The organism is Eudoraea sp., from assembly GCF_049665975.1.
In the GTDB taxonomy this organism is placed as follows: Bacteria; Bacteroidota; Bacteroidia; order Flavobacteriales; family Flavobacteriaceae; genus Eudoraea.
Genome location: NZ_JBATGR010000543.1, coordinates 1 through 9470 on the forward strand (window position 1 = coordinate 1; position 9470 = coordinate 9470).

General features: G+C 37.5%; 9 protein-coding genes. 6 read left to right on the forward strand and 3 right to left on the reverse strand.

The window, feature by feature from the left end; translation table 11 throughout:
* Together WBN20_RS17060 and WBN20_RS17065 are read left to right on the forward strand one after the other, a co-directional pair.
* On the forward strand, nucleotides 1–1171 hold a 1171-nt coding region (locus tag WBN20_RS17060; protein ID WP_424282555.1), incomplete at its 5' end, for a glycoside hydrolase family 3 protein.
* Nucleotides 1168–2244, forward strand: a complete 1077-nt coding sequence (locus tag WBN20_RS17065; RefSeq protein WP_424282556.1) for an anhydro-N-acetylmuramic acid kinase — start codon at nucleotides 1168–1170, stop codon at nucleotides 2242–2244. The genes WBN20_RS17060 and WBN20_RS17065, both read left to right, overlap by 4 nt.
* A 27-nt stretch (nucleotides 2245–2271) precedes the next feature.
* Here the strand turns inward: WBN20_RS17065 and WBN20_RS17070 are convergent, their stop codons facing one another.
* Genes WBN20_RS17070 through WBN20_RS17080 form a run of 3 tightly spaced genes read right to left on the reverse strand, consistent with a single transcriptional unit; the run spans nucleotide 2272 to nucleotide 5755 of the window.
* Nucleotides 2272–3813 (reverse strand): acyl-CoA carboxylase subunit beta, encoded by a 1542-nt coding sequence (locus WBN20_RS17070; protein WP_424282557.1) that lies wholly within the window; start codon nucleotides 3811–3813, stop codon nucleotides 2272–2274.
* A gap of 3 nt (nucleotides 3814–3816) precedes the next feature.
* Complete coding sequence (gene accC, locus WBN20_RS17075; protein WP_424282558.1) at nucleotides 3817–5259, reverse strand: acetyl-CoA carboxylase biotin carboxylase subunit; 1443 nt, start codon at nucleotides 5257–5259, stop codon at nucleotides 3817–3819.
* A gap of 10 nt (nucleotides 5260–5269) precedes the next feature.
* Nucleotides 5270–5755, reverse strand: a complete 486-nt coding sequence (locus tag WBN20_RS17080) for an acetyl-CoA carboxylase biotin carboxyl carrier protein subunit (RefSeq protein ID WP_424282559.1) — start codon at nucleotides 5753–5755, stop codon at nucleotides 5270–5272.
* Between the two features lie 355 nt (nucleotides 5756–6110).
* On the opposite strand from WBN20_RS17080, the gene udk reads away from it, so the two are divergent.
* The 4 genes from udk to WBN20_RS17100 all read left to right on the forward strand — a co-directional run.
* Nucleotides 6111–6719, forward strand: coding sequence for a uridine kinase (gene udk / locus WBN20_RS17085; protein ID WP_424282560.1), 609 nt, complete (start codon nucleotides 6111–6113; stop codon nucleotides 6717–6719).
* Nucleotides 6719–7051 (forward strand): FtsB family cell division protein, encoded by a 333-nt coding sequence (locus WBN20_RS17090; RefSeq protein ID WP_424282561.1) that lies wholly within the window; start codon nucleotides 6719–6721, stop codon nucleotides 7049–7051. The genes udk and WBN20_RS17090 overlap by 1 nt, the downstream gene beginning before the upstream one ends.
* On the forward strand, nucleotides 7044–8426 hold the full coding sequence (locus WBN20_RS17095; RefSeq protein WP_424282562.1) for a methylmalonyl-CoA mutase subunit beta: 1383 nt from the start codon (nucleotides 7044–7046) through the stop codon (nucleotides 8424–8426). Before WBN20_RS17090 ends, WBN20_RS17095 begins: the two co-directional genes overlap by 8 nt.
* Nucleotides 8419–9470: methylmalonyl-CoA mutase family protein (locus tag WBN20_RS17100; protein ID WP_424282563.1), on the forward strand; the 1052-nt coding region annotated here is incomplete at its 3' end. The genes WBN20_RS17095 and WBN20_RS17100, both read left to right, overlap by 8 nt.

Consider the following 9470-nt stretch of genomic DNA (forward strand, 5'->3'; position numbering starts at 1 on the left):
TATACATTGGAATTTTACTCCTGTAGCCGACATCAATAGCAATCCCGAAAATCCGGTGATAGGCTATAGATCATTTGGCAGTGATAAATATAATGTTGCCGGTAAATCTCTCGCTCTGATGAAAGGAATCCAAAGTGAAGGTGTTCTTACCAGCGCAAAGCACTTTCCAGGGCACGGTGACACAGCTACAGATTCTCATCTGGGTCTTCCTGTGATCAATAAATCAAAAGAAGAACTCCTTGAGAATGAGCTGTACCCGTTCAATCAATTAATTCAAAACGGAATAGAATCTATAATGGTAGGACATCTTGCCGTACCTGCCCTTGCTGATGGCTCTATGGAACCTTCTTCCATTTCAAAAAAAATAATTAAAGGAGTTTTACGGGAAGAATTAGGGTTTCAGGGATTAGTGGTATCCGATGCACTAAATATGCATGCGGTTTCCAAAATGTTCACTAATAAGGGTGATTTAGAATGGGCGGCATTTGATGCCGGTAATGATATTTTATGTTTCGCTGAACATGTAGCAGAGGGTATTGAAACCATAATACAAAATGCAGATAAAGAACAAATAGAACTAAGCTTTTCAAGAATTTGGAAACTGAAAGAAAAGGCATTCCAAATAGAAAATACGAATTCAGAGGTTGGATTAATAGATTCTGCTGACCTAAATCTAAGGCTTGCTCAGCGGAGTCTAACTCTATATAAGGGTTCTCCAAAGGACATTGACTCTTTTATAATTAAGGGGTTCGCAGGTATTGAAATTTCTAATGAGCATAATAATTCCTTTTTTAGGCATATTAAAAAAGAGCTTGAATTTGATTATTTTTCCACAAAGGATTACAAGACAGAATTAATCAGAAACAAAGTGTCAAATATGCAAAACTTACTGATTGCATTGTATCCACCAATGGCTAAACCTCAAAACAATTTTGGCATTCCTGAAGAGCATTTAAAGTTCCTTAAAGAAATGATTGAAACAAAAAGTGTTATTTTATATCTATTTGGTAATCCATATGTTTTAAACCTTTTTCAAATAAAAAATACAGAGGCTGTAGTACTGATATATCAAAATTTTGAAGTTTTTCAGGAAAATGCAGGACAACATTTTTTAGGAAAGTCAATAGCTAATGGAAGCTTACCGATAACTCTTGATGAAATACTACAATGAAAATTCACAAAGTTTTAGGCTTGATGTCAGGTACATCGCTTGACGGACTCGATCTGGCTTACTGCCATATCTGGAAAAAACTTGACCGATGGAAATTTGAAATTAAGGAAACGCGGGCCATCAGCTATGATATTGATATGCGTGCCCGATTGAAAAATTCAATAGATCTCCCGGCGGATGAATTATTAATATTCCATAACACTTATGGAAGCTGGTTAGGGAAGCAGGCCCGGGAGTTTATTGAAGAAAAAGAACTCGATGTAGACATTATATCCAGTCATGGACATACAACACACCACCAACCACAACAAGGACTAACATTTCAGATCGGATCCGGACAACAACTTGCAAACGTCAGCAGGCATAAAACCGTCTGCGACTTTAGATCTAATGACGTTGCCCTGGGTGGAGAAGGGGCTCCTCTGGTACCTATAGGAGATCTGCTTTTTTTTGGCGAGTATGATTTTTGTCTGAACCTGGGTGGAATCGCCAATGTATCCTATGAATACGAGGGTAAGCGTATAGCCTATGATATTGGATTGGCAAACATGATATTAAACCATATTACACAGAAAATTGGACTCTCTTATGATGAGAATGGAAAGCTGGCCAGAAAAGGTAGTATTAATAATGATTTGCTGGAAGGATTAAATCGTCTGGAATATTACAAGTTACCTTTTCCAAAATCAACCGGATACGAATGGTTTATAGAAAAAGTTGTGCCCATCATTGATGCCACTGTGGATACCACAGAAAACTTATTGCATACATCAGTCCATCATATCTGCGAACAGGTTGCATTGCAAATAAAAACGAAATCAATAAAAGATCAAAGCACTCTTTTTGTTACAGGAGGAGGTGCTCTTAACCAATTTATGATGGAATTACTTCAGTCAAAACTTGCACCAACAGTGAGTCTTGTTATCCCATCAAAAAAATTAATAGAATACAAGGAAGCATTGATCTTTGCATTAATGGGGATATTGCGCATGGAACAGGAAATTAATGTCCTTAAAACAGTTACAGGAGCCTCTAAAGACTCATCTAGCGGCGTAGTATACTTACCATCTTAACTTATAATTAAAAACCTAGTTTAAGTCCTATAACGGAATATTCCCATGTTTCCGTTTTGGAACAGACACTTCCTTATTCTCAAGCATGCTGAATGCCTTGATTAGTTTCCTTCTGGTATTTTTGGGTAAGATCACTTCATCAATAAATCCTCTTCTGGCTGCCCGGAATGGATTTGCGAATTTCTCGGCATACTCTGCTTCTTTTTCCGCCAGCTTTTGAACAGGATCTTCGGCGTTCATTATTTCTTTCCTGAAAATAATCTCACTCGCCCCTTTCGCACCCATCACAGCAATTTCTGCAGAAGGCCAGGCAAAGTTAAAATCGGCACCAATATGTTTAGAATTCATTACATCATAGGCTCCGCCATAGGCCTTTCTGGTAATAACGGTTATCCTCGGTACAGTTGCTTCGCTAAAGGCATACAACAATTTTGCTCCATGCACAATAATCCCATTCCATTCCTGATCCGTACCGGGTAAAAATCCTGGTACATCTTCCAACACCAATAAAGGAATATTGAAACTATCGCAAAATCTTACAAATCTGGCTGCTTTCACTGAACTATTTACATCCAAAACCCCTGCAAGGAACATGGGCTGATTGGCAATTATACCTATACTACTACCTGCGAGTCTTGCAAAGCCTACGATGATGTTTTCGGCATAATCTTCATGAATCTCATAAAAGGATTCTTTGTCAATAATACCATTAATAACATCATGCATATCATACGGCTTATTAGAATTATCCGGAATAATACTGGAAAGCTCATCGCGTACCTCATCCCCTAACTCATAAGCTAAAGACTCAGGTTTTTCCCTGTTACTCTGGGGTAAATAACTTAGTAATTTCTTAACATCTTCCAGACAAATCACGTCATTAGCAGAAGTTCTGTGTGCAACCCCGGATTTAGTTGAGTGCGTACTTGCACCTCCAAGTTCCTCTGAAGTAACTTCTTCATTAGTAACCGTTTTGACGACGTTTGGTCCGGTTACGAACATATAGCTGGTTTGCTCTACCATTATGGTAAAATCTGTCATAGCAGGTGAATAGACTGCGCCTCCGGCGCAAGGCCCCATAATGGCAGAGATTTGTGGTATAACACCGGATGCCTGAACGTTTCTATAAAAAATATCGGCATATCCTCCTAAAGATTTCACCCCTTCCTGTATCCGGGCCCCTCCTGAATCGTTTAAACCAATAACAGGAGCTCCAACTTTCATGGCAAGATCCATAACCTTGCAAATTTTCTCTGCATGGGTCTCAGACAAAGCCCCTCCAAATACCGTAAAATCCTGGGCATACACATATACTAACCTTCCATTGATAGTACCGTATCCGGTCACCACTCCATCACCAAAGTAAATTTCTTTATCCATCCCAAAATCTGTCGTGCGGTGGGTTACCAAAATACCCATCTCTTCAAATGAACCCTCGTCCAACAAATAATTTACTCTTTCACGCGCAGTTAATTTTTGCTTCTGGTGTTGTTTATCTATTCGTTTTTGTCCCCCACCCATATGAGCAAGAGATATTCTTTCTTTTAATTTTTCTAATTTAGGGTCCATAGGTTAGTTTATTGGTATTCTTAAGATTTTCTGATCTTCCAAATATTGTTTAACTGCTAATACCGCAGCAATTCTGGCCTCTTCTTCCGCTTTTTTATTTAGTACTTCCGGAGAATAATAGTTCTTAACAAAATGAGTGTCAAAATTCCCTGATCTGAATGCCTCATGTTCAAAAACGAATTTACCAAAAGGCAGTGTAGTCTGAACTCCTTCAATATGATAATCGTCAATGGCCTTAAGCATAATTTGAATGGCTTCATCTCTATCCTTGCCATAAGATATTAACTTTGACAACATTGGATCATAATAGATTGGAACATCCATTCCTTCTTCAAAACCATTATCCACGCGGACGCCTTTTCCCGTAGGTAGCTTATAGGTTTCCAAAGTGCCAACACTAGGCAGGAAATCATTAAGAGGGTCTTCAGCATAAACCCTTAACTCTAGAGCATGGCTTTTTATATGCAGATCCTCCTGTTTAATGTTCATTGCTTCTCCTCTTGCGATTTTAATCTGAAGCTCTACAAGATCCACTCCGGAGATCAATTCTGTAACCGGGTGTTCTACCTGAAGCCGGGTATTCATTTCGAGAAAATAAAATTTATGATCTGCATCCATCAGGAATTCTACTGTCCCTGCTCCCAGATAATCGCAGGCCTTTGCAACCTTGGTTGCTGCAATACCCATTTCTTCTCTTAACTCAGGCGTTAGTATAGAAGAAGGGGCCTCTTCCACTACTTTTTGATGTCTCCTTTGAATGCTGCATTCGCGTTCAAAAAAATAAAGGATATTTCCATGACTGTCGGCCATGACCTGAATCTCGATATGTCTTGGGGAGGTCACATACTTTTCAATAAATACAGAGCCATCACCAAAGGCTGATGTGGCTTCACTTATAGCCCTCTTCATTTGCGATTCTAATTCTTTTTCTTCCTCAACCACTCTCATCCCTTTTCCACCCCCCCCGGCAGAAGCTTTTATTAAAATAGGGAAACCAATTTCTTTCGCAATTACCTTTGCTTTCTTTAAGTCGGTAATAGCCTCATCGATCCCGGGCACCATGGGAATATCATAATTTTTAACAGCATCCTTAGCAGCCAGTTTACTACCCATTACACGGATAGCTTTTGATTTTGGGCCTATAAATATGATGTTGTTTTTTTCTACTTCTTCTGCAAAATCAGCATTTTCACTTAAAAACCCATATCCGGGATGAATACCGTCTACATTTAGTTTTTTAGCCACTTCAATAATCCTTGATCCCAACAAATAAGACTGGTTTGAAGGAGCTTCGCCTATGCAGACCGCCTCATCTGCAAACTTTACATGGGGTGCGTTCCTATCTGCCTTAGAATAGACAGCCACAGTTTTAATCCCCATTTTTTGAGCAGTTTGCATTACACGGATTGCAATTTCGCCTCTGTTTGCAATTAATATTTTTTTCATAGTAGATCAGTTATTCAAATTCAAGCAATAATTGGTTTTTATCCACTGCATCACTTTTCTTTACCGAAATATTTTTAATAATCCCATCTCTTGGCGAGGTAATTACATTTTCCATTTTCATTGCCTCAAGTATTAATAAAGGATCATCTTCATTAACCGCTTGTCCAATTCTTACATGTATCTCCAATATAAGACCTGGCATTGGGGCCGATATAGAATCAATATCTTTAGCAGAAGAAAGCGCAAAACCCATATCCTTTATCAAAAGGTCCAGACCATCTGAAATAACAACTTCATAGGAACTGTTGTTAATGTTGACAGTATACTTTTTACGATAAAAATCTTTGTCGGTAACCTCTGCTGTAAAGGATTTATTTTCCTTTAATATGTGAAACGAATTAGATGAAGTTTTTAAGGCATCAATTTTCGAGATGTCATCACTGGTAATCTTAAACTCCTGATTACGGTCTACGACAACCTTAAACGAATTTTTCATAGATGTTTTAATTAGATCTAGTTAAAATTATCTTCTTGGAAAAAGATTAGTAAGTTATATAAATTTTGTGTTTTCTATTCAAATTAAATAGCATTTAATTTTAAAGGATTTTTATAACAAAATATGAATACCCATAGCTCATTTCTTTTTTCCTTTAACTAATGCCTGAATAATCTCAATAGAGATCAAATTATCGTTTCATTTTTACAAAATTATTCCTAAACTATTAACCTAAATATGAATATTATCATGTTTTAATCCAATTTGATCTTGTAATTATGCATTAATAAATGGAAGGCGATTGTCTTGATAAATATCATCCCAAATCTGTATTTTTGGTACAAATTGAACCATTATGTTAATAATCGGAATTGCGGGTGGAACAGGATGTGGTAAAACCACAGTTGTTAATCAAATTATTAACGAACTTCCTAATGAAGAAGTTGGATTAATCTCGCAGGATTCATATTACAATGACCTGTCGCACCTCAGTTATGACGAACGTTCAAAAATTAATTTTGATCATCCCAGAGCAATTGACTTTGAGCTTCTGGCACAACACCTTAAACAATTAAGACAGGGAGAGCCTATTAATCAGCCTGTATATTCCTTCCCTAAACACAATAGAACTGAAGATACGATAAAAACACACCCAAGAAAAGTAATGATCATTGAAGGAATTTTGATCATGACAAACCCACTGATCAGGGATATGTTCGATATCAAAATTTATGTTCATGCCGATTCTGATGAACGACTCATAAGGAGACTCAAACGAGACATAAATGAAAGAGGAAGAGATTTGTCGGAAGTTTTAAACAGATATCAGACCACTTTGAAACCTATGCATGATCAATTTATAGAACCTACTAAGGAATATGCAGACATAATTATTCCTAATAATAAATACAATACCGTAGCCGTAGATATTGTTCGCACTATCATAAATGAAAAATTAAGCTAATGGGTTTAAAAGCTATCAGAGATAAAAAATGGTTTGGAATACTTACAAATATCTATGTGCTGGTGCTGACCGCCTTTGTCATATGGATGGCTTTTTTTGACACAAACTCCTTGCTTATACATATGGAATTGAGGAAAGAAATCAAAAAATTGGAAAAGACACAGGAATTCCTGAAAGAAGAAATAGCTAAGGATAAAGAAATTATTGAACAACTCTCGGACCCCAAAGAATTAGAAAAATTTGCTCGGGAAAACTATTATCTTAAAAAAAAGAACGAGGAAATTTATTTGATTGAGTACGAGGATAGTATAAAACTGAAAGAAAATGAATAAAGAACAACTGTTTACTGATTTCCCTGCGGTTTCCTCAAAGGCCTGGAAACAAAAAATACAGGCAGATCTAAAAGGTGCAGATTATAATGATACCCTTATATGGGAATCACCGGAAGGTATTAAAGTGAAACCTTTTTACCAGGCAGATGATTTGAATGATAGCATGTTAGGTTCTCCTTCTAGCGAAACTGACTGGCTAATTGGACAACACATTTTCGTTACAGATGCCGCAGAAGCAAATCAAAAGGCCAAAAGAGCTATCAAAAGTGGAACTGAGAGTTTGATTTTTACCTTGACCAATCCTGAATTGAAACCAAAGGTGATCATGAAGGGTATTGATATTAATTCAATTCCTGTACATTTTGAATTTCAATTTCTGTCTGTGGCTTATATCAAGGATCTTCTGGCCTATACTGGAAGCGCTAAAGGGAATATTTATTTTCATATTGATATTTTGGGTAATTTTTGCAGAACTGGAAATTGGTTTACAAATTTTGAATCAGATCATGCAGCCCTGAAAGAAATTTTAAATGAGGCTTCAAACACACCTACCTTAAGCATTGACGTGTCACTCTATCAAAATGCAGGAGCCAATCGGACGCAGCAACTGGCCTACGCTCTAGGACACCTAAGTGAATATCTCAACTTTTTAAATAAGAATAAACTATTGCGCTCTGATCTGATAGTATGTTTTAAAATGGCGGTAGATGGAAATTACTTTTTTGAGATTGCTAAATTAAGAGCCTTACGCCTGCTCTGGAAAACCCTTGCAGTTGAATTCGGAATTAAAACAGATTGTCATATTTTGGCTTGCCCCACAAACCGAAATAAGACAATATATGACTACAATGTAAACCTACTCAGAACCACCACAGAATGTATGTCTGCAATTCTCGGCGGCGCTGATACGGTTTATAATTTATCATACGATGCTATATATCATGAAAACAATGAGTTTGCGGAGAGAATATCCAGAAATCAATTATTGATTTTAAAAGGTGAGAGCTATTTCGATAAAATTGCGAATCCGGCAGATGGCGCATATTATATTGAGGTGCTTACGCAACAACTGGCAGAAAAAGCATTGGTAATCTTTAAACAAATTGAGCAAGGAGATGGCTTTTTAAAACAATTAAAAGCTCATAATATTCAGAGGAAAATTAAGGAAAGTGCACTTAAACAACAAGTTCGTTACGATGCCGGAGACGAGGTATTAGTAGGTAGCAATAAATACACTAACGAAATGGACAAAATGAAGAAGGAACTACAAAAAAATCCTTTTACCAAAAAAAATCCCAGGAAAACCATTATCGAACCAATCGCGGAGATTAGATTATCAGAAGCGTCAGAAAAAATAAGATTGGATCATGAGTAGAAAAGCGCTGCACCACCTGGAGTTAAAACCTTTTGACACTAAAAGGCAAAAAGATTCAAATAAACCCGACTTTATAACTGCCGAAGACATCCCGGTAAAATCGTTTTTATCAAAAAAGGATATAGAACATTTAGAGCATCTTAATTTTGCAGCCGGCATTGCCCCAAATCTACGCGGCCCATATTCTACGATGTATGTTCGAAGACCATGGACAATAAGACAGTATGCTGGTTTCTCTACTGCACATGAAAGCAATGCCTTTTACAGGCGCAATCTTGCAGCCGGTCAAAAAGGTCTTTCCGTTGCCTTTGACTTACCTACCCACAGAGGTTATGACAGCGACCACGAACGAGTGGTTGGAGATGTAGGTAAAGCCGGCGTGGCTATAGATTCTATAGAGGATATGAAAATTTTGTTCGATGGTATACCCCTAGATAAGATGTCTGTATCCATGACCATGAATGGAGCGGTACTCCCAATTATGGCTTTTTATATAGTTGCTGCAGAGGAACAAGGAGTATCTCCTGAACAGCTCGCCGGGACTATTCAAAATGATATACTAAAAGAATTCATGGTTAGAAATACTTATATCTACCCACCTGCTCCTTCTATGCAGATAATTGCAGATATTTTTGAATTTACCAGTAAATATATGCCCAGATTTAACAGCATTAGTATTTCCGGCTATCATATGCAGGAAGCTGGTGCCACGGCAGATATTGAACTTGCTTACACACTGGCGGACGGATTAGAATATATTAGAACTGGTTTAAAAGCAGGTTTGGATATTGATCATTTTGCCCCCAGGCTTTCTTTTTTCTGGGCTATTGGAATGAATCATTTTATGGAAATTGCCAAAATGAGGGCAGGAAGAATGCTTTGGGCAAAACTGGTAAAACAGTTTAATCCTAAAAATCCGAAATCTTTAACGCTCAGAACACATTGTCAAACCAGTGGATGGAGTCTTACCGAGCAAGATCCCTTCAACAATGTTGCAAGAACCACAATAGAAGCTTTGGCAGCGACTTTGGGAGGCACTCAAAG